The following is a 20,548-nucleotide window of genomic DNA, read 5'->3' as shown; positions in this document are numbered from 1 at the left end:
ATGAAGGAGCGAGGCGTCATCGTCTTCCCCAACGGCGTGCACGACAACGTACTGAAGATCAAACCGCCCATGACCTTCCGCCGCGAGCACGTGGACCTCTACGTCGACGCGCTGGACGAAGTCCTGTCCCTGCCCGAGCTGCGCTCGGCCGTTCAGTCCTGAGACGGGAAACCGTCCACTGAGGCAGTGAACGAGAGCGGCCCGCGCATGCGAGAAGTGCCCGCGGGCCGGCTTCTCCGGCCAGAACTTCACGTGCTTGCCCGCAGGGACCTCGCGGATCACCCACTCGTTGCGGGGATCAGCGCTGCCGCCGACAACGCCCGCGAGGCTCAGTTCCCCGGGCTCGGCGGCCAGCAGGCGCCAGATCGATGCCGTCGGTCCACCAGGGAACCGGCACGCAGATCGCGCGGAGCCATCCAGGGCGGCTCCGGTGCTGTGAAGCACAGCTCAGGGAGCATCGCTGCCTGCCTCTCGCGGTCGCATGGGGTCGAAATCGTCGCCCCATGCGTCCAGCACCTCGCCGTGTCCGGCCTCCCGGGCCGCCTTCTCGACAAGGGTGAACAGCTGCCGTTGCAGGGATACGTCGCCTGCTGCCGAGATGCGGTCCACAGCACGCAGCAGCATGTCGGTGTCTCAGCCCGGCAGCGGATATCGGGCGAGCTCCCACTCCAGGTACTTGTTGTAAGGGCGAGGGCGAGGGCGACGGTGGAGAGCGAAGAGCAATTCCAGCAGGAACCGCATGCTGTCGGCCGCGTCGAGGCGGGCGGCCAGAGCCAGGCCGTCCCGGTGGTTCTTGACTGAGCGGTAGAGAGAGTTGGCGTAGGCGTCGAGCCATCCGCCGACGTCCCGGAACGCCTCATCGGCATCCAAACGGGCCCAGCCGGCAAGGATGCGGGCGATGCCTCCGTCGAGCCGGTCGAGAACGACCCGAGCACGGGCGAGGGCATAGCGTTCCCAACCGGGCATCCCGGCTCCGCGGAACTCGGTGAGAGTGACGATGACGAGGTCGAGCTCGGCGCTGCGGTGCCCCGTGAACCGGGACAGGTCGGTGGTGGCGTCATCGGCAACGACCACATACAGGTCGTGGTCGGAGTGCGGGGTGATCATGCCGTCGTGGGCCTGGGAACCTTTGAGGACAAGACCGAGCACGGCTGATTCGGCGACGGCGAGTTCGACGAACGCGTCGTAGGTGAGCGGCTGCTGAGCAGTCATGGTGTGGAACTTTGGTGTGGTGATGACGGGTATGCCTGCTGGGGCGACCCCATTACGAGGCGCCCTGCACCGTCCGCGGCTGCACGTGGCTGCCGCCCGGAAGATCAACGCACATCTGGACCCTATCGCTCGGCCGGGCCATGGGGTACGGCTTTTGAAGCCGTCAGGAGCCTCGTAATGCGACCGACAAGCTCACCTCAGGAGAGCCGCACCGATCCCGGAGGAGGTGTGGTCAATCACCTTGGCCAGTTGCTGTGCGTGGCCTTCAAGCAGTGGTTTGAGGGCGCCGTAGTAGGGCTGGTGGTCAGCTTTGCGGAGCCAGTGGAACACGTTGTGTCGCTCCCGGGTCCAGGCAGCGCGTAGTTGGGGGTCGAGGGTGATGTGCGGCGGGCAGGGCACGAAATCGGGCTCGCCTTCGGTGACGCGGGTCCAGATGTAGGCACTGACGGCCAGGCGTCTGCGGTCGTCGCTGATGGGTTTTCGATGGCTTGTGAGGGCCGGGAGCTGAGCGAGGATGTGCTGCCAGTTCTCGGGTTCCAGGGTCCAAGTGGCGAGGACCTTGCGTCGGCGCTGGTAGTCGATGACAGGGCCGGCGAGGAGTTCGGCGGTGATGGCGTCGAGGGCCTGCTCGAAGTCGCGGGCCGTGCCGCTGGTGCGGAGATGGCGGTTCAGCAGCTGTGTGTAGCCGTTCCTTTTGCCCTGGGGGTTGATCCCGAGGAACTGGGCGGCTTCGTCGAGACTGCCGCCGCGTGCGCGCCGGACCAGGAAGACCGAGGCACTGCGTCGGTGCATCTTGGGGGCGATGGCCGAGAGGAAGTTGAGGTGATGTCCGGCGAGCGCTTGGGGCAGGAACGCGGGAATGTGTTCGGGTCTCAGGCCGACACCGTTGGAGGGGAGGCGGAGTCCGCCTTTGCCGGTGCGTCGGAAGGTGGGAACGATCGTCTCGGCGGCGTGCTGGAAGCGTTCGGAGCATGCGCTGCGGTGCTTCTTGAAGTTCTTGTCCCAGATCAGGTGCCGTGTGGGCGGGATTCCGCTGCGGGTCCTGTTCTCCTCGGGGGCGAGCAAGGAGAGGGCTTCGCGCAGGTCGTCGGCGGCCAGGAGGCGATCGGTGACCTGGAGGAGGCCAGCGCAGGCGAACGCGTCGACGGGCGCCCCGGTGGAGCGGTAGGGACGGGAGTCGGTTCCTTCGTAAATGGCGAGGTGCTTGGCGACGGCCGCGGCGAGTTGGCGGGTGGTGCCGACCGGCTGGACGCGCGGCCAGCAGATCATGACCAGTCCCGCGAGCAGGATGAGCTCGGTGAAGTACTGCTGTGCCGGCAGTTTCGGACCGCCCGGCCGGAGTAGTCGAAGGATCTTGTGCTGGAGCGCGAGCAGGGCGGGGCCGGGCCGGTGATGGTGCAGTGGGTCGTGCGCAAGCGGTGCCCCGCAGGGGGCGCCGGGCCGGCTGGTCGGGATGTCCTGGTCCGTGGAAGACCGGCAGTGGGCAGGGTGGACTCCGGAGGCGGCAGGACGGGGAAACAACTGGGCTCTGCTGCTGAAATTGACCGGTTTGTGGCACTGGGGGCAGAGGTGTTCCAGGAACACCTCGTGGAGCGGGCAGGCGAAGACGACCGGAAGGCGCCAGAGGATCTGCCATGGCCCGCCGTGGGCGTTCTGGATGTCGGAGCCGTCGCCGGCGAGGCAGCGGGGGCAGTAGCGGGCGGTGGTGGCGAACAGCCATCCGTCCGTGTGCATGGAGTAGACCTTCCCGGCCCGTACGTTGGCGACGCTGCGGGCCGTCGGCAGGTAGCGGGAGGCGAGAGGTTCCAGCGTCATCGCGCGGACCTCGCGGGGGTCCAGGCGGGTGGTGGCGGCGAAGTTCTTGATCTCGGCGGGGGTCAGCCGCGTGGAGAGTGACGCCCGGGCCCGACCGAGCCGGTCCTGTTCGGTCAGGCCGGTCAGCCGGGCGAGCTCGTGGGGCGAGATGTGCAGGCGGTGGGCCAGACGCAGGACGAAACCGGCCAGGGACTCGCCCTTCAGAGGGTCGAGGCTGAGTCCGAAGGGCCGCCTCCCGGAGCTCATGGCCATGTCAGTCACCTGAGGTCGGCCTGTTCCCGCGGTCGTCGAGGACCGTGTTGCGTCCGCGCCGTCGGCGGGGCTTGGGCTTCGCGGGCGGGGCGGTGTTCTGCGGGATGTCGGGGACCTCACCGGCGCCGGGGTCGAGGTCGTCAATGTTGCCGAGGTGGATCGTGGTCTTCGCGAGCAGTTCCGGGGTGAGGCGTTCTTCGCCGGTGAGGATCGCCTCGGTGCAGCCGTCCTCGATCAGCCGCCGCAGCAGGCCGACGACGCCGCGGGTGCGGCCGAAGATGTACTCGGGCATCTCGCCGCTGGTGAGCATGCCTTCGAAGGACCGCAGGAGCCGCAGCTGGTCCTCGATGCCGGCCAGGTGGTCGAGGAAGGCGGTGATGCCGGCCGGGGTGGAGTAGTCGAACGGATCGAGATCGACCATGTCGAACCGGCGGCCGGTCTGCGTGGCCGCTGCGGTGCTGTGCCGCCCGCCTCGCCCGTTGTCGGGGAAGACCCACTGACCGGTGCGCTGGTCGACGTAGGCGCCCCGCAGGAGGCCGGAGCCGGGGATGTCCACGCCGATCAGGATCAGGGTGACGTTGAGGTCCATCAGCTCGCGGATCAGGTCGAGAGTGTCCTGGTCGTCCTCGCGGTGGAGCCGGAGCCGGGTGATGTCGTCGATCAGCAGGGCGGTGGTGTGATGGTCCCGGATCGCGTCCCGCACCGCTCTGACCAGGTCGTCCAGGGTTCCGGGGTGTGGGTTGCCGTAGACGTTCAAGATCGCCTTGCAGAGGCCCTTGGGGGTCGCGCGGACCGGCAGGCGGCAGTAGGCGACGGGCACGAAGACGTCCCGGGTGCCGGGGGTGGGGCCGGGCAGCAGCTGGTGGTGGACCTCGCGCCAGACGTCCTCGAAGGACGCGGCCGCGTCGCAGGCGGTCTCGGTCTTGCCCTGGAACCCGCCGCCGTTGATCATCAGGCCGTCGCGGGTGCCGGGCATGAACTTCACCGCGTTGTTCTGCAGCCGGCCGCGCATCAGGTTCGCGACCCGCGCGCTCATCGGTGTCTCCTGCAGCCGCATGTTGACGTGCGTCGCGGTGCGGTGCAGGTCGTGCAGAGCCCGCCGCCGGGGACTCAGGCTCTGGTAGTCCGCCGGCGTCAGACGCGGCGCGGGCACGAAGGTGCCGCGGATCTTCCGCCACTGCTGCCAGCCCTCCCAGCGGGTGCGGTCCGGCGGCGGGCCGGCCCGCAGGAACGGGACGACCGCGTGGTCATCCGGCGTCGTCTGGTCCACCACGGTCCTCCTCCAGGTCGTCCTCGGGCAGGACGAACACGCTGCGGGCCCGGAAGCTGTGACCCAGCTCGGGTGGCGGAACGGGAGCGGGCCGGACGGCCTCCCGCCGCCGGCGCCGTTCCCCGGCGATCGCTTCCTGCGTCTGGCGGGCCCGGCCCGGCCAGCTCAGCACCGTCGCTGTCTCCTCCCCAGCGGGAGCGGGGGCGGGTGGTGGGGCCGCGGCCGCCGTGCTCGGCGGCCGGTCGGCCTGCGCGGCCCTGGCCTGGTGCGTCTCGCGGGCGTGCTCGGTGCGCTGGGACTTCTTCAGCTGGGTCGGCCACTTGCTGACCGGGATGTTCGAGCCGATCAGCTCCAGCAGCACCGGCAGCAGTTCGGCGTCCGACTTCGGCTTCAGCCCGGCCGCGGCGGCCTTCGAGAGCAGGGCGCTGGCCCGCGCGTCCCCGAAGGCCGGCATCTGCCCGGCCCGGGGCATGCCCGTCCAGGACAGCGAGTGCCAGGCATGGCTGAGCGGGTCCTGGAAGAACACCTGGCGCCGATCCCGCGGGTCGCGGCGGATGAGCCACTTGCCCTTGTGCTTGCCGCCCCGCGTCGACAGCTCGCCGCGGTAGTCCCGCAGGACATCGGCGTCGTCGTACCAAAGTCCGCGGATCTTCACCCCTCGCCGCTTGTCGATGCGGACGTAGTGGGCGGGCAGCAGCTCGTAGAACAGCTCCGGGGAGGGGATGTCCATCGCGAAGCCGGTCTGCGCGAACGACGCCGCGAACAGCGAGTTCGGGCTGTGCGAGCCGTCCGGATCCCAGGCCGGGGCATACTCGCCCAGCTTGCGCTTCTGCCAGACGCCGACGATCCAGGTCGCGATCAGGTGCTCGAGCCGGTCGGCCGTCAGCACCGCGTCCGCGGCCGGGTCGGCCCCGCGGTCGGCGACATCGACACCGGTGTAACCGACCAGGTGCTCGAACAGCAGCTGCCGGATCACACCGAACGCCCGCTCGACGGCGGCCTTGTCGGTCGGCCGCAGCACCCGCGCGGGCAGGACCTGGCAGCCCAGCACCCGCTCGACCTCGACCAGGTGGTGGTTGCGATAGACCGATCCGTGGTCGGTGGTCACCGTCTCCGGGGTGAAGAACGGCAGTCCGGCCACCGCGTGCCCGGCGAACTCCGCCACCACCGCGGCCGGCAGGCCGGGGTAGGGCCACTCCAGGTCCTCGCCCCAGTCCGCCCGCATCGGCAGCGGCATCGTCACATCCCGCAGCACCATCGCGACGTCCACCGAGGTGTCGGAGACCAGCGTCAGCCGGAAGGCAACCAGCGAGTGCGTGCAGACGTCCAGGGCCAGGGTGAGGTGCATCTTCACCGGATCGCCGAAGACGTGCTCGCGGACCATCACCGGCAGCACCGTGGTGTCCAACGCGACGACCTGGCCCGGCCGATGCACCAGGACGTGCCCCTCCGACTCCGGCAGATCGGCCGACCTCGCGTAGCGCTGACGGGCGCCGCCGGGGCCGAACCACTCCTGCCAGAGCCGGCGCAGGGTGTCGTAGCTGGGCACCTTCGTCTCGGGCCCGAACTCCTCACGGACGTACTGGCGGATCATGCGGTCCTTGGTCCGCATCGACACCTTCGCCATCCGCTTCGTCTCCTCGCGGACCGCCAGGACCGCCTCCCGCACCGGCTCGGAAACCGTCCGGGTTCCGCCGCTTCGGCGCAGCCAGCGGTCGTCCGCGCAACCGACCAGCCCGAACCGGCGGCGGGCGCTCTCCCACCGGATCAGCGTGCGGTAGCCGACCGAGCCCAAACCGAGCAGCTTCGCGTGCTGCGGGTCCAGGGTCGCGAGCTCCGCCACCTTCGCGTGCCGGCGCTCGGTGAGCGTCGTCGTCGCCGGGTCGTACTCGGCTCGCGGCTCGCCCGGGCCCGGGTGGAACGGGTCACCGGAGCGGAACCCGGTCGCCACTTCCAGCCGGTGTGCCATCCGCAGCTCGGTCAGCTCCAGCCGGCCCGCTTTCAGGTCCTCGGACGCCTTGCGCTGGCGGCCCCGGTCGGCCCCCGCCGCCGACGTCCGCGATGACGGCCGGCACTGCGGATGGTTGGCCGGGAACCGGAACGTCATCCGCTCGCGGGTGCCGTCGTCCTTCACCAACTGCACCCGGCCCAGGTGCGGTTCGCGGCGCTCGACCGTCCACTCCGTCCCGTCCAGCACCAGCCCGGCGCCGGGGGAAAGGTCCAGCACCGCCGCCGCGGTCACCGGCCCGCCTCCCCGGCGGGCATCACGAGCGAGCGGTCCTGCAGCGGGCCGGCCAGGTCGACGCTCAGCTGCCGGGACCACAGCAGGTGCAGCAGCTGGGCCCGGGCGACCGGCTCGCAGCCCGTCGCCGCCGCGAGCTCACCGAACCTCCGCCCGCCCCCGACCTCGGCAAGCAGCACCGGCCGAAGCCCCAGCGGATCGGACCTCAGTCGGCGCCGCGACGCCATCGCGTCCAGCCCTGCGAAGGCGTGCTCGCGCCAGCGGGCAGCCACCGCGTAGCGCCAGCCGCAGGCGACGGCGACCTCGGCGGCCGCGGCGAACGACTCCCGGTCCGACTCCTTGATCAAAGGCTCGGGGCGTACGTCGATCAGCCAGACGCCGCGGCGGGTCACCGCGAGGTAGTCAGGAATGTGGGAGCGACGCTTCCCGCAGGTGACGAAGGAGATCTTCAGCGGCTGCGAGACGACGTCCACCACATCCCCGGCGAAGTCCAAGGCCAGCAACACCCGGCTCTCCTCCAGGCTCTCCGCGCCGTGATGCCGACCAGTACTGGTCAGGAACTGCAGGCCAGGACGGTGCCGTTGGTCCCGGCGCCAGGTGAAGTGCCGCATCGGATCGCTCCTGAGCACCGGCTCCTGTACGAGATCGTGCACCGAACAGGACGCACCGATCCCACCCGCCCGCCAAGAGACCGTCCACCGTCTCGTCCAGCCGTCGCCCAGATCCAGACCGGACCTGCCCGCGTCGACGTCCGTCGGCACGAAAAGGTCTTCCCAGCTGCACCGATGCGACCAGACAGCCCCGCTGTCAGCGGCTTCGACTACCCTTCCCGACCCAGCACGTGTAGCGGCCATGAGCTCATCGAAGCGCCGTGGAGAACCTCAGACTCCCGATCTTCGTTTCTGGTGACAGAAAGACTGCTGAATGAGCGCCTGTGACAAGTCGAATGCCTCGTTGGTGACAACCAGGCTGCCTCGAACGTCCCCATTCACCAGCTCAGCCGGTCCCGCTGGTGACAACTCCTGAGCTTCGGCTCATCGTCGCGGACGCGAGCCGGCTCACCGCCGCCACCGGCTGGCAGCCCGCCCACACCCTGGAGGAAGGCCTCGCCCAGACGGTGGAGTTCTTCCGCGACCCGGCCAACCTCGCCCGCTACAAGACCGGCATCTACAACATCTGACTCCCGCACGTGCGCCGTACAACCACGCAGTCCACGAAGGAGGAGCACCATGCACGCAGTGATCCTGGCGGGAGGCAAGGGCGTCCGGCTGCGGCCCTACACGACCGCGCTGCCGAAACCGCTCGTTCCCATCGGCGACCAGCACGCCATCCTGGAGATCGTGCTGCGCCAGCTCTCCATGGCCGGCTTCACCCACGTCACCCTCGCCATCGGCCACCTCGGCGAGATCATCCGCGCCTACGTCGGCGACGGCTCCCAGTGGGGCCTGACCGTCGACTCCGCCACCGAGGAGAGCCCCCTCGGCACCATGGGACCCCTGCTCCACCTGCGCGAGCGGCTGCCCGAGTCGTTCCTCGTGATGAACGGCGACATCCTCACCGACCTCGACTACGCCGACGTCCTGCACCGCCACCGTGAGTGCGGCGCCCCGCTCACCATCGCCACCTACGCCCGCAAGGTCCACATCGACTTCGGCGTGCTGACCACCGACGACAGCAAGGTCGTCGCCTTCACCGAGAAGCCGAGCATGGACTACCGCGTCTCCATGGGCGTCTACGGCGTGTCCCGCTCCACCCTCGACGGCTACACCCCCGGACTGCCGCTGGGCTTCGACGAACTGGTCCTCGACCTGATAAAGGCTCAGAACCAGCCGCACGCCTACGACTTCGACGGGTACTGGCTGGACATAGGCCGCCCGGACGACTACGACCGGGCCAACGCCGAGTTCACCACCCGCAAGTCGCTTCTGCTCAAGGGAGCCTGAGCACCACATGCGCATTCTCGTCCTGGGTTTCACCGGCTATCTGGGCGCCCATGCCGCCGAGGGACTGCGGGCCCTGCCGGGCGCGCTGGTCCTCGGCGCCGGCCGCGCGCCCACCGCCGACCACCACATCGACCTCGCCACCGTCGGCCGGGAGCGACTGGCCAAGACCCTGGCGGCGGCCGCGCCCGACACCGTGATCAACTGCGCGGGCGCGACCGGCGGCGATCCCGTCACCCTCGCCGAGGTCAACACCCGAGGCCCCGCCGTGCTGTGCGCGGCGCTCCGCGACGCGGCCCCCGGCGCGCGCCTGGTGCATCTGGGCTCGGCCGCCGAGTACGGCCCCGGTGTCGCGGACGTGCGGGTGACGGAGTCGGCGGCCATGCGCCCCGCCGGCCCCTTACGGCGCGACCAAACTCGCGGGGACGGTCGCCGTCACGACCTCCGGTCTGGACGCGGTCGTCCTGCGGGTCGGCAACCCGGTCGCCCCGGGGCACCGCCCACCGGTCTCCCCGGCCGCATCGCCACCCTGCTCCGCGCGGCCGGCCCCGACCCCGACGCCGTACTTCCCCTCGGTGACCTCTCCGCGTACCGCGACTTCGTCGACGTACGCGACGTCGCCCGGGCGGTCGTCCTCGCCGCCACGGCCCCCGGTCCGCTGCCCGCCGTCCTCAACATCGGCGGTGGCCGCGCCGTCCCGGTCCGCGAGGTGGTACGGGGGCTGGCCGACAAGGCGGGCTTCCGGGGGCGGATCGTGGAGAACGCGGCGGACCCCGCCGGCGGGACGCGGCCGGCCGGCGCCGGGCGCAGAGGGGGGCCGGCCGGTTCAGCGAAGCCGGCCGGTTCGACGGGGGCGGGCCGGGGGGCCGGTTCGGCCCATGTGGCCGGCTCGGTCCGTTCGGCGGACGTGTCGTGGCAGTGCTCCGACATCACCGCCGCCGAGGCGGCCCTGGGCTGGCGCCCCGTCCACACCCTCGACGACGCGCTGACCTCGCTGTGGGAAAGCAGCGGGGGCGGGGTCGACGGCGGCGAAGGTGACGCCACGCCGTGAGCCTGCTGATTCCCCTCTATGTCCACCCGGCCGAGGACCCCGGGGCCTGGCACCGGCTGATCAGGGCCGCGACCCGTACGTACGGGGTCGTCCTGAACCCCGCGAACGGTCCAGGCGACGGCCCCGACCTCGCGTTCACCGCGGCGGCAGACGCGCTCCGGGCGGCCGGGGCCCGACTGCTCGGCTACGTCGACACCGACTACGGGGTGCGGGACCGTGCCGAGATCGCCGACGACGTACGCCGTCACCAGGAGTGGTACGCGGCCGACGGGTGCTTCCTCGACCAGGTGACGGCCACACCGGACGGCCTGTCCGCCTGTCGCCGACTCGTCCGGACCGTACGCCGGCTCGGCGCCGGGACCGTCGTCCTCAACCCCGGCGTCCATCCGGCACCGGGATACGCCCGCCTCGCCGACCTGACCGTTACGTTCGAGGGCCACTGGTCGACGTACGTGTCGGCGTTCAGCAGACCCGCCTGGGCCGCCCGGCACCCACCCGAGCGGCTCTGCCACCTCGTCTACCGCGTCCCCGAGGCGCTCGTCCCGCTCGCCGTCCGCACCGCACACGACCGCGGCGCCGCCGTCTGCGGCCCGGTGACCGGCGAACCGCCCAACCCCTGGGCCCAGTTGACCCCCGCACTCACCGGCACGGAACAATGAGGAGGCCGACGCCCGCGCACCTGGCCCTGCTGGTCGCGCTGGTGGCTTCGACGCTGGCGGGCTGCTCCGGCGACAGCGGCGGCGAGACGCGCTGGAAACCCCGGCCCGGCCTCGCCTGGCAGTGGCAGCTGGACGGCAGGGTCGACCCCTCGGCGGACGTGCCTGTCTACGACATCGACGGCTTCGAGAACTCCGCGGCGGACGTGGCCGGGCTGCACCGCGACGGCCGCAAGGTCATCTGCTACATCAACGTCGGCGCCTGGGAGGACTTCCGGCCCGACAAGGACGCCTTCCCCCGCTCGGTGCTCGGCGGGCCGAACGGCTGGGCCGGCGAACGGTGGCTGGACATCCGGCGACTTGACGTCCTGCGGCCCCTCATGGAGCGACGCTTCGACATGTGCCGCGACAAGGGCTTCGACGCGGTGGAGCCCGACCTGATGGAGGGCTACGGCAACGACACCGGCTTCCCGCTCACCGCACGCGACCAGCTCGCCTACAACCGCATGATCGCCGACATCGCCCACGAACGCGGACTGTCGGTGGGGCTGAAGAACGACCTCCCCCAAATCCCCCAACTGCTCGACGACTTCGACTCCGCCGTCAACGAGGAGTGCGCACAGTACGACGAGTGCGCCGAGCTCACCCCCTTCATCGCCGCCGGCAAGGCCGTGTTCCACGTGGAGTACACGGAGCCGAGGAGCGGCTTCTGCGCCGAGTCCCGTCGGCTGAGGTTGTCGTCGATGGTGAAACGACCGGAACTGGGGGTGTGGCGCAAGCCCTGTTGAGGGCCGCCCGAGGTCACGGCCCGTGACTCCGCGTACCTTTGACGAACGCTTCTCCTGCCCTTGAAATGCGTTGTCCAGGCCCTAACTCACCTCCAGCAACAGTGGCTTCACCGCTTCACACCGCTGGAAGGGAACAGAACCATGGCAACTGTCGGGCGACCGCAGCGCAGAGCGATACTCACCGGAGGGCTCGTCACCACCGCCGCCCTGATCACCGGGTGTTCGTCGAAGAGCGAGGCCGCCACCAGCAGGACGGCGGCCGACGCGGCGGCGAAGACCACGCTCTCCCCCTCCCCTTCCTCGGGCCCCCGGCCGGACTCCGCCGGCAGCGCTTTCACGAGGCTGATGGAGGGCAACGAGCGGTGGGTGGCCGGAAACCTCCAGCACCCCGACATCGACCCCGCCCGACGCAAGGCCGTCGCCGAGGAGCAGAAGCCGTACGGTGTGATCGTCTCCTGCATCGACTCCCGGGTGCCGCCGGAGCTCGTCTTCGACACCGGGCTCGGCGACCTCTTCGTGATGCGCACCGGCGGTCACGTCGTGCAGCCGGTGGTCACCGGTTCCATCGAGTACGGCCCGCTGACCGCCGGGACCCCGCTGATCGTCGTCCTCGGACACCAGCGCTGCGGCGCCATCAAGGCGGCCCATGAAGCGCTGAAGACCGGCAAGAAGCTCCCCGGCACCCTCCAGCCGATCGCCGAGGCCCTGCGGCCCGCGTACCAGGAGACGGCCAAGGGCAAGCACGCCGACCCGGTCGACGCCATGATCCGCATCCACAGCAGGCAGACGGCTCGCGACCTGCGGTCCAACCCCGCCCTCGCCCCGCTCCGGAAGAAGGGCGCCCTGTCGGTGGTCAGCGCCTACTACTCGCTCGACACAGGCCGAGTGGAAGTGCTGGACGGCGCGCCCAAGTCCTGACGCCTCGGCGCCGCGGCGGCCTCACCGGGGGTCCTGTCGTCCGGTGGGGCGGGGCATCAGGCCTTGCCCGGGCCGGCTGAGACCCGCCCGGCCGCGCTCGGCCGGCTCCTGAGGGGACGGCATGGAGTGGCTGGTCGGGATCGGGGAGTTCCCGAGGGATTCCGGACGCGCCTGCCTGGCGCAGTGACCGACGTGTGGCGCCCGGCGCACCCGCGACGCTGTGTCCTCCAGTGCACAACCGTGCGTGACCCGCGTGCGTGACCTGCCTGTCTTCCTGGAAGTGGACCGCGCCCCGGCGGCCTGCGGATCCTATGGTGGAGATCACAGGACGGCGACGGACGCTGAGGCGGCGACCATGGCGGATACCGGGATCGACTACGCGGCGGTGTTCCAGGCGCTGCCGGGCATGGTGGCGCTGCTGACACCCGAGCTGGTGTTCGCGGACGCCAACGAGGAGTTTCTGAAAATGTCGGGCCGCACCCGCGAGCAGGTGGTCGGCCGGTTCCTCTTCGACGTGTTCCCGGACAACCCGTCCGACCCCTCCGCGAGCGGGATGCGGAACCTGGCGGCCTCCCTCACCCGCGTGGTGGCCAGCGGTGAGCGGGACGCGATGGCGCTGCAGCGCTACGACGTGGAGTCGGTGGAGCGGCCGGGGGAGTGGGAGGAACGCTACTGGAGCCCGGTGAACGCGCCGGTCGTCGGCCCCGACGGGAACGTCGAGCTGCTGATCCACCGGGTGGAGGAGATCACCGAGCTGATCCGCGCCCGTGAACGCGCGCCCACCGACCGGGCCCGGGTGCTGGAGGCCGAGCTCTACAGCCGGGCGCGTGAGCTGCAGGAGGTCAACGAACGGCTGCGCGAGGCGCACGCCCACGAGCGTGAGGTCGCGCTCGCCCTGCAGAAGGCGATGCTGCCCGCACCGAATCCCGTAGAACACCACCGTGCGGCCGTGCGCTACCAGCCGGCGACCGACGCGCTGAACGTGTGCGGCGACTGGTACGACCTCGTCGATCTGTCCGGCGTGGACCGCATCGGCATCGCCGTCGGTGACGTGGTCGGTCATGGACTGGCCGCCGCCTGCGTCATGGGCAAGCTGCGCAGCGCGCTCAGCGCCGCGTCCTTGGTCGCGGACGGCCCCGCCCAGGCGCTGGACGCCCTCGGCCTGTACGCCCGGTCCGTCGACGGCGCCGAGAACACCACCGTCGTCCAGACGTGCGTCGACTGGGACACCCACACGATCACCTACAGCAGCGCCGGCCATCTGCCGCCCGCGCTGCTGAGCCGCGACGGCACGGTCACCTTCCTCGACCAGGCCACCGATCCGCCGCTCGGAGCCCGCCCGGAACACACGCCCCGCCCCCAGGCCACCCTCGACTTCACCGAGGGCGACACCCTGGTCCTCTACACGGACGGCCTGGTCGAACGCCGCGACGAGGACATCGACCACAGTGTCGCCCGCCTCTCCGACGCCCTCGCCCGCCACCGCCGATCAGCTCCCGAACCCCTCGCCGACGCCCTCCTCCTCGACCTGCTCCCCTCCGGACGCGCCACCGACGACGCGGCCCTGGTCATCATCCGGCTCTGATCCCGGGAACGCGCTCTGCGGTGAGCGGCGAGGACGACCGCCGCCGCCCCCAAAAGCTCCTCGGCGAACTCGCGAACGCCTGAGACACCGGACCGCGGGACGCCCCAGCCGGCTCAGTCGAGGAAGTCGGCGACGAGGGCGGCGAACTCGTCGGGATCGGCCAGGCGTATGCCGAGGGCCTCGGCCTTGGCGCGCTTGGAGCCGGCGTTCTCGCCCGCGACGACCAGGGAGGTCTTCTTGGAGACGCTGGAAGAAGCGCGTCCGCCGGCGCGTTCGATGAGCTCGTTCATCTGGTTGCGGCTGAGCTTCTCCAGTACGCCGGTCATCGCGCCCGTGACCACCACGGCCATCCCGGCGAGCGGCCCGCCCTCGGGCTCGGCGCCCCCCTCCGAGTCGGTGGTGGTGTCGTCCGCCGGGGCCGGCGGTGTGGCACCCGGCTCGGTCATGTTCACCCCGGCCGCGGCGAGCTTGTCGATGAGCGGGGCCAGTTCGGCCAGCTCGGCGACGATGGACGGGGCCTTCTCGGTGCCGATGCCCTCGACCCGCTGGATCGCCTCGGCGTCCGCGGCGCGGATGTTGTCCATCGTGGCGAAGTGCCGGGCGATACGGCGGGACATGGAGCGACCGGTGCCCCGGACCCCCAGCGCGCACAACACCCGTGACAACGGCCGTCCCTTGGCCGTCTCGAGTGCGGCGAGGAGATTGTCGGTGCTGGTCTCACCCATGCGCTCCAGAGCGAGGAGCTGTTCCCGGGTGAGGGTGAACAGATCGGCGAGATCGGCGACCAGGCCCGCCTCCACGAGCTGGACGACGCGGGTGTGCCCGAGCCCTTCGACGTCGAGCTGGTCGCGGCCGACGGCGTACGACAGGGACGCCACCAGATGGCAGTTGCGGCCGTTCTCGCAGCGCCAGCGCTGTTCCCCGGTGTCGATGCCGGAGCCGCATCTCGGGCAGACCTCGGGGAAGACGATGGGCTGTTCCTCGCCGGTGCGCAGATGGGCGACGGGCGCCTCCACGCGGGGGATGACGTCACCCGCGCGGTGCACCATGACGTGGTCGCCCAGCCGCAGGTCGCGGCGGGTGATGTCGGCCGGGTTGTGCAGGGTGGCGTACGTGATGGTGGAGCCGTCGATCTCGACGGGCTCCAGCACACCGCGCGGGGCGATGATGCCGGTGCGGCCGACGTTCCACTGCACCTCCAGCAGCCGGGTGATCTTCTCGACGGCCGGCAGCTTGTAGGCGATCGCCCAGCGCGGGGCACGGGAACCGGACCCGGCGGCCCGCTGGTCGGCGGCCAGGTCGGCCTTGACGACGATGCCGTCGATGCCGAACGGCAGCTCCGCCCGCAGCGCGGCGATCTCCTTCACCCGCTCCAGGACGCCCTCGACCGTGTCGGCGGTGACGCCGGGCACGGCCGTACTCGCGGTGGTGCTCACCCCCAGTTCGGCGGCCCGTGCCATCAGTTCGCTGTGCGCGAGCTCGCCCAGGCGCGCGGCGGAGTCGGCGTCCGTGCCGGGCAGCGGCAGCATGCCGTAGCCGAAGAACGTCATCGGCACGGTGTAGGCACGCTCCTTGGCGCGCAGCGTGCCCGCGGCGGCGTTGCGGGGGTTCGCGAACGGCTGCCCGCCGTGCGCGGTGCGCACCTCGTTGGCGTGCTCGAACTGGGCGGTCGTCATGAGGACTTCGCCCCGCACCTCCACGGTGACCGGCTCGGTCAGCTCGCCCGGCAGCCCCTCGATGGTGCCGATCGCGTGCGAGACGTCCTCCCCGGCCGTCCCGTCGCCACGGGTGATCAGCCGTGTGAGCCGCCCCCGCGTGTAGCGGGCGGCGACCGCCAGCCCGTCGAGCTTCGGCTCCACACCGAACCGCTCCACGTCGTGCCCGATACGGCGGGCCAGCGAAGCCGTCCACGCCGTGAACTCCTCACCCGAGAACACGTTGTCCAGGCTCAGCATCGCCACGGTGTGCGGGACGTCCCCCTCGACCGCCCCGCCGGCGACCTTCCCGGTGGGCGAGTCGGGCAGTATCCGGTCGGGATGCTCGGCCTCCCACGCCGCGATGCCCCGCACGAGCCGGTCGTAGGCGTCGTCGTCCAGCACCGACGTACCGCCCGTGTAGTAGGCGGCCGAAGCCCTCACCGCGTCCTCGACGGCCTGGGCGTAGGCGGCGGCATCCACGATCACTGCACCTGATGTCGTCATGCCCGCCATCTTGCCTGCCACCACTGACAACGCCCTGGCCCCCGGCACGGACCCCACCGCGCGGGGGCCGGACGAGCCATGGTCAGCCCTTCGGCTGGGTGAAGCGGATGCTGTTGCCGAAGGGGTCGCGCAGACCGCAGTCGATGCCGTACGGGCGCTCGGTGGGCTCCTCGGTGAATTCGACGCCCCTGCCGAGCAGCGTCTCGTAGGTCTTGCGGCAGTCGTCCGTGCTGAAGATGAGGTGGCCGCCCATGGCGCCCTTCGTGAGGAGTTCGCGGACCTGCGCCGCGGTCTCCTCGGAGAGCGCAGGGGCCCCCGGCCTCTCCAGGAGGATCTGGCGCTCCGGGTGGCCGGGCACGTTGACGGTCAGCCAGCGCATGAAGCCCAGGTCGACATCGGTGTTGACCTCCAGGCCCAGCTTGCCCACGTAGAAGTCGAGGGCGTCGTCCTGGTCGAGGACGTAGATCTGCGAGTGCGTGATAGCGGTGAACATGGGCATCACGCTATCGATCGGGCCGGAGGAAAACTTATCCAAAACTGCTCAGCCGACGGCCGTCCCGGGCTCATCCGCACGGGATCCGCTCGGTCGCATCCACGCCTTCGCGAAACACGTCGGTACGGCCACGGTCACCGCCGCCTTGCGGTACTCCCTCGGCGATCGGCCGACGATGTCGCGGAACGTGCGGCTGAAGGTGCCGGGGCTGCCGAAGCCGACCTCGAAACAGATGTCGGTCACGCTGCGGTCGGTCTCCCGCAGCAGGAACATCGCCCGTTCGACGCGGCGGCGCTGAAGGTAGCGGTGCGGTGTCTCGCCGAACGTGGCCCGGAAGGTGCGTGTGAAGTGCGCTTCGGACACATGCGCGATCCGGGCCAGGGACGGGACGTCCAACGGCTGGGCGTAGGAGCGGTCCATGACGTCCCTGGCCCGGAGCATGCGGCGGTTCGACTCTTCCGCGGTGCGACTCACGGCGTCATCACACCACGCTTCTCCGACCGCCGGTCAGACCGCCGGAGCCGGGTACGTCGGGTACTCCACCCCGGAGACGTGCTGGACGACCCGGATGACCTGGCAGGAGTAGCCGAACTCGTTGTCGTACCAGAGGTAGAGGATCGCGTTGTCGCCGTCGACCTTGGTGGCGCCGGCGTCGACGATCGAGGCGTGACGGGAGCCGATGAAGTCGCTGGAGACCGAGTCGGGCGCGTTGGTGAAGTCGATCTGGCGCTTGAGCGGCGAGGTCAGCGAGACGCCTCGGAGGTAGTCGAGGACCTCCTCGCGGTCGGTCTCACGGCCGAGGCGCAGGCTGAGGATCGCGATCGAGACGTCCGGGACGGGGACGCGGATCGAGCTGCCCGTGATCGGCGCCTTCAGGTCGGGCAGCGCCTTGGCGACGGCCGAGGCGGCACCCGTCTCGGTGATGACCATGTTGAGCGGCGCGGAACGGCCCCGTCGGTCGGACTTGTGGTAGTTGTCCAGCAGGTTCTGGTCGTTGGTGAACGAGTGGACGGTCTCCACGTGGCCGCGCAGCACACCGAACTCGTCGTCCATCGCCTTCAGCGGCGGCACGATCGCGTTGGTGGTGCAGGAGGCGCAGGACAGGATCCGCTCGTCCGGCTTGATCGTGTCGTGGTTGACGCCGTGCACGATGTTCGGGACATCGCCCTTGCCGGGCGCGGTCAGAACGACCTTGTCGATACCGGGGCGCAGGTGCGTCGACAGGCCCTCGCGGTCGCGCCACTTGCCGGTGTTGTCGATGAGGATGGCGTTCTTGATGCCGTACGCCGTGTAGTCGACCTCGGACGGATCGTTCGTGTAGATCACCTTGATCGTGTTGCCGTTGGCGACGATCGTGCTGCTCGCCTCGTCGACCGTGATCGTGCCCTGGAACTGGCCGTGGATGGAGTCCCGGCGCAGCAGCGAGGCCCGCTTGACGATGTCCTGGTCGCCGCCCCCGCGCACGACGATGGCGCGCAGCCGCAGACCGTTGCCGGAGCCGGCCTTCTCGATCAGCAGGCGGGCGACGAGACGGCCGATGCGGCCGAAGCCGTAGAGGACGACGTCGCGGCCCTCGCCGCCCTCGATCTTGTTGGCGCCCGTGGCGCCGGCGACGGCCTCGGCCGTGAACTCGGCGATCGACAGACCCCGGCCGTCGGCCCGGTAGGTCGCGGCCAGCATGCCGATGTCGATCTGGGAGGGACCGAGGTCGAGCGTGGTGAGGGCCTGCAGGAACGGCAGGGTGTCGGTGACCGACAGTTCCTCACCGGCGATCTGGCGGGCGAACCGGTGGGTCTTCAGGATGCTGACCACCGACTTGTTCACCAAGGAGCGGCTGTGCAGCAGGACCGTCACGTCCCGCTCGCGGTGCAGCTTCCCGATGATCGGGATCATCGACTCCGCGATCTCCTCGCGGTTCTTCCAGTTGGTGAACGAGTCCTCGTTGACAGTCACAGATTTATCTTTCGAGCTAGGCGGCGCTCATATGCTAAACGGCCGCCGAAAGGATCACGCCACCGGGGTCCCGAGCCCGGTGGCGTGGTCTTCGAACGAGTTCAGGGGCTGTTCACGAGACACGCCAGGACACGGCGTAGGGCTGGGCGAACTGGGTGATCCGGTGGGCGCGTACGACGACCTCGGCGTCACCGGAGGGGACACCCTTCCAGTTGACCTGCTCGACGTTGTTGACGCGGTCGAAGCCGACTCCCGTGCCCATGTTGCCGTGGCGCTCCTGACCGCCCGCGTGGACGATCAGGTCCAGATCGTTCTGCAGGGCCGCGCCCGGCGGGTCCGTCCACACCAGGGTGACCTTCAGGGTGCGGGCCGCCCCTTGGGGCACCGGGATGCGGAACGAGCGTTCGTCGCCCTGCTCCAGATCCTCCTCGTCGGCGAACCCGGCCCCGTTGTTGCCCGGGAGGGTGACGGAGCGTTCGAGGTTGACCAGACCGAAACCGGAGTTGTTGTTGGGGGACGGGCCGGCCTCGCTGGGGTTGTACTGGCCCGGGAGCTCCTCCGCGCCGTTGATCAGCATGGCCTTCAGCAGGGCCGCGCTGGGATCGGGGGTGCCGTTCTTCACCAGGGTCTCGCGGAGTACGGCCACACACCCCGCGACGAGGGGCGTGGCCATGCTGGTGCCGCTGAGGAAGGAGTAGGCGGGGTCCGAGGAGGCACCGAAGAACGAGTCGTCCGGAGCCACCTGGGAGCGGGTTGACAGGATCGATGTGCCGGGGGCGACGATGTCGGGCGCTATCCGGCCCTCCTGGGTCGGCCCGCGGCTGCTGAAGGCCGCCATTCCGGACGGGTTGTCGGCCTGCAGGTCGTCCCGGATCGGATTGGTGGGGAAGGCGAGAATGCTCAGGTCGCCGTACCTCAGCGGGATGTTCGGGCGCTTGCTCTCGCTGGCGCCGACCGTGATGGTGTTCTTGGCACCTGCCTGTCCGCTCACCGAGGACTGGTTGATCCGGCCGTCGCGGTCCCGGTCGTGCCCCTTGTTGCCCGCCGAGAAGCAGATGACGAAGTTCTTGTGGTCCCAGACCATCTGGTCGGCCTCGAACGCTCTTCTGTCGTACGGCAGGCTGGGAGGCTTCGGTCCCCACGAGTTGGTGTGGATCCTCGCCCCGTGCTGGAACGCGGGCTCGAACAGGTCGCTCAGGTCGGTCGGGATTCCACCGAGGCCGTCGTCGTCGTCAAGGAGCGACTGCAGTATCAGCTTCGCCTCGGGGGCCGTGCCGGTGACGGCGCCTCCCATCGACTGGGAGTTCCCGTTGCCGAGGACCGACCCCGCGACATGGGTTCCGTGGCCATCGGGGTCGTCCGCCTGCTGTGAGATCGGGCGGCCGAGGGCGACCAGGTTCTGGACCCGGCCGGTGAAGGCGGGATGCACGTTCACCGTGGAGCCGAGGTCGAAGCCGGTGTCGGCGACCGCCACTATCTGGCCCTTGCCCCCGAAGGACGTCCCGTTCACAGAGATCTTGGCGTGCATCAGAGTTCCGGCGACGCTGTTGTGCAACACCATCTCGGGGACCTCCTCGACATGGCGCACCTCGTCGAGGGCCGCCAGCGCGGGCAGGTCCGTCTCGTGAACCGTCAGCCGCACCTTGTGGCGGTTGGACTCGATGCCGTCGGTGGAGGAGCCGACCGCTTGGGCGATCCGCTCCCGCACTGCGCCGGTCGTCGTATCGATGTCGTCGTGCAACACGACGTCCACGGTGTGCGTGCGGGGTGACGCGGCCACGACGGGCTCGGCCAGTACGGCGACGGCGGGCCGCAGCCGGTCCGGCCGCAGTGACGGAGCGATCTTGAACCCTTTGAGATACACGTCGGCCCACGCGACGAACGGCAGCGCGCGCACGGCCTCCAGGTCCGTGGGCCGGTAGCCGCACAGATACGTGCTCTCCGGAACGTATTCGTGGATCACCACGCCGAGCGCGGCGAGTTGTTCCTTCTCCTCGGCGGTGGGCGGACGCGTGGTCTGCACGAGCAGATAATTGGAGTGCGAGGCGTCCTCCGACACCAGGCTCGCACCGGCGAGTTCGGCGGACTGGGTCAGAGGGTCGACGCTCACGCCATTGATGGTGATGCGAGCCATGACGGACTCCTTGGGGGTGAGGGGGCCGGTCGGCCCGG

General features: G+C 70.3%; 15 protein-coding genes and 2 pseudogenes. 7 read left to right on the top strand and 10 right to left on the bottom strand.

From position 1 onward, the window contains the following. Window positions 1-447: 447 nt before the first annotated feature. The 5 genes and pseudogenes from ACWD26_RS41835 to ACWD26_RS41815 all read right to left on the bottom strand — a co-directional run bounded on the left by ACWD26_RS41835 (window position 448) and on the right by ACWD26_RS41815 (window position 7,552). Window positions 448-1,212 (bottom strand): annotated as a pseudogene (locus tag ACWD26_RS41835) (hypothetical protein). Between the two features lie 192 nt (window positions 1,213-1,404). Beyond that, a complete protein-coding gene (locus tag ACWD26_RS41830; RefSeq protein WP_451278638.1) occupies window positions 1,405-3,279 on the bottom strand; it encodes a TniQ family protein in 1,875 nt (624 codons plus the stop codon). Window position 3,280: 1 nt separating this feature from the next. Further along, window positions 3,281-4,549, bottom strand: coding sequence for an AAA family ATPase (locus ACWD26_RS41825; RefSeq protein WP_451278636.1), 1,269 nt, complete (start codon window positions 4,547-4,549; stop codon window positions 3,281-3,283). Continuing rightward, window positions 4,527-6,791: a transposase gene (locus ACWD26_RS41820; protein WP_451278634.1), complete on the bottom strand. Its 2,265-nt coding sequence runs from the start codon at window positions 6,789-6,791 to the stop codon at window positions 4,527-4,529. The genes ACWD26_RS41825 and ACWD26_RS41820 overlap by 23 nt, the downstream gene beginning before the upstream one ends. After that, window positions 6,788-7,552, bottom strand: coding sequence for a TnsA-like heteromeric transposase endonuclease subunit (locus ACWD26_RS41815; RefSeq protein ID WP_451278632.1), 765 nt, complete (start codon window positions 7,550-7,552; stop codon window positions 6,788-6,790). The genes ACWD26_RS41820 and ACWD26_RS41815 overlap by 4 nt, the downstream gene beginning before the upstream one ends. Before the next feature lie 263 nt (window positions 7,553-7,815). Here ACWD26_RS41815 and ACWD26_RS41810 point away from each other — a divergent pair. The 7 genes and pseudogenes from ACWD26_RS41810 to ACWD26_RS41780 all read left to right on the top strand — a co-directional run. Continuing rightward, a pseudogene (locus tag ACWD26_RS41810) lies at window positions 7,816-7,971 on the top strand (NAD-dependent dehydratase); the annotation flags it as partial. Window positions 7,972-8,020: 49 nt separating this feature from the next. Further along, the gene (locus ACWD26_RS41805; RefSeq protein WP_451278630.1) at window positions 8,021-8,734 is read left to right on the top strand and encodes a nucleotidyltransferase family protein; all 714 of its coding nucleotides are present in this window, start codon (window positions 8,021-8,023) and stop codon (window positions 8,732-8,734) included. A 7-nt stretch (window positions 8,735-8,741) separates the two neighbouring features. After that, window positions 8,742-9,782 carry an NAD-dependent epimerase/dehydratase family protein gene (locus ACWD26_RS41800; RefSeq protein ID WP_451278628.1) on the top strand — a complete coding sequence of 347 codons (1,041 nt, stop codon included), beginning with the start codon at window positions 8,742-8,744 and terminating at the stop codon, window positions 9,780-9,782. Further along, entirely contained in the window at window positions 9,779-10,441 is a 663-nt protein-coding gene (locus tag ACWD26_RS41795) for a spherulation-specific family 4 protein (protein ID WP_451278626.1), read from the top strand. Before ACWD26_RS41800 ends, ACWD26_RS41795 begins: the two co-directional genes overlap by 4 nt. Beyond that, window positions 10,438-11,226: an endo alpha-1,4 polygalactosaminidase gene (locus ACWD26_RS41790; protein WP_451278624.1), complete on the top strand. Its 789-nt coding sequence runs from the start codon at window positions 10,438-10,440 to the stop codon at window positions 11,224-11,226. The genes ACWD26_RS41795 and ACWD26_RS41790 overlap by 4 nt, the downstream gene beginning before the upstream one ends. Window positions 11,227-11,367: 141 nt before the next feature. Continuing rightward, complete coding sequence (locus ACWD26_RS41785; RefSeq protein ID WP_451278622.1) at window positions 11,368-12,144, top strand: carbonic anhydrase; 777 nt, start codon at window positions 11,368-11,370, stop codon at window positions 12,142-12,144. 355 nt (window positions 12,145-12,499) lie between these two features. Continuing rightward, a complete protein-coding gene (locus tag ACWD26_RS41780; RefSeq protein WP_451278620.1) occupies window positions 12,500-13,729 on the top strand; it encodes a PP2C family protein-serine/threonine phosphatase in 1,230 nt (409 codons plus the stop codon). A 113-nt stretch (window positions 13,730-13,842) separates the two neighbouring features. Here ACWD26_RS41780 and ligA read toward each other — a convergent pair whose 3' ends face one another. The 5 genes from ligA to ACWD26_RS41755 form a co-directional block, all read right to left on the bottom strand. Then, window positions 13,843-15,930: an NAD-dependent DNA ligase LigA gene (gene ligA / locus ACWD26_RS41775; protein ID WP_451278618.1), complete on the bottom strand. Its 2,088-nt coding sequence runs from the start codon at window positions 15,928-15,930 to the stop codon at window positions 13,843-13,845. 82 nt (window positions 15,931-16,012) lie between these two features. Next, window positions 16,013-16,423, bottom strand: coding sequence for a VOC family protein (locus ACWD26_RS41770; protein ID WP_451278616.1), 411 nt, complete (start codon window positions 16,421-16,423; stop codon window positions 16,013-16,015). 48 nt (window positions 16,424-16,471) lie between these two features. Then, window positions 16,472-16,897, bottom strand: a complete 426-nt coding sequence (locus ACWD26_RS41765) for a helix-turn-helix domain-containing protein (protein ID WP_451278614.1) — start codon at window positions 16,895-16,897, stop codon at window positions 16,472-16,474. A 33-nt stretch (window positions 16,898-16,930) separates the two neighbouring features. After that, window positions 16,931-18,376: a glyceraldehyde-3-phosphate dehydrogenase gene (locus ACWD26_RS41760; protein ID WP_451278612.1), complete on the bottom strand. Its 1,446-nt coding sequence runs from the start codon at window positions 18,374-18,376 to the stop codon at window positions 16,931-16,933. Between the two features lie 112 nt (window positions 18,377-18,488). Continuing rightward, complete coding sequence (locus tag ACWD26_RS41755) at window positions 18,489-20,510, bottom strand: S8 family serine peptidase (protein ID WP_451278610.1); 2,022 nt, start codon at window positions 20,508-20,510, stop codon at window positions 18,489-18,491. Window positions 20,511-20,548 lie beyond the last annotated feature (38 nt).

The sequence above is a fragment of the Streptomyces sp. NPDC002787 genome (assembly GCF_053592095.1).
The sequence above is the reverse complement of the archived record's forward strand: the minus strand, read 5'-3'. Positions and strand labels throughout refer to the sequence as shown.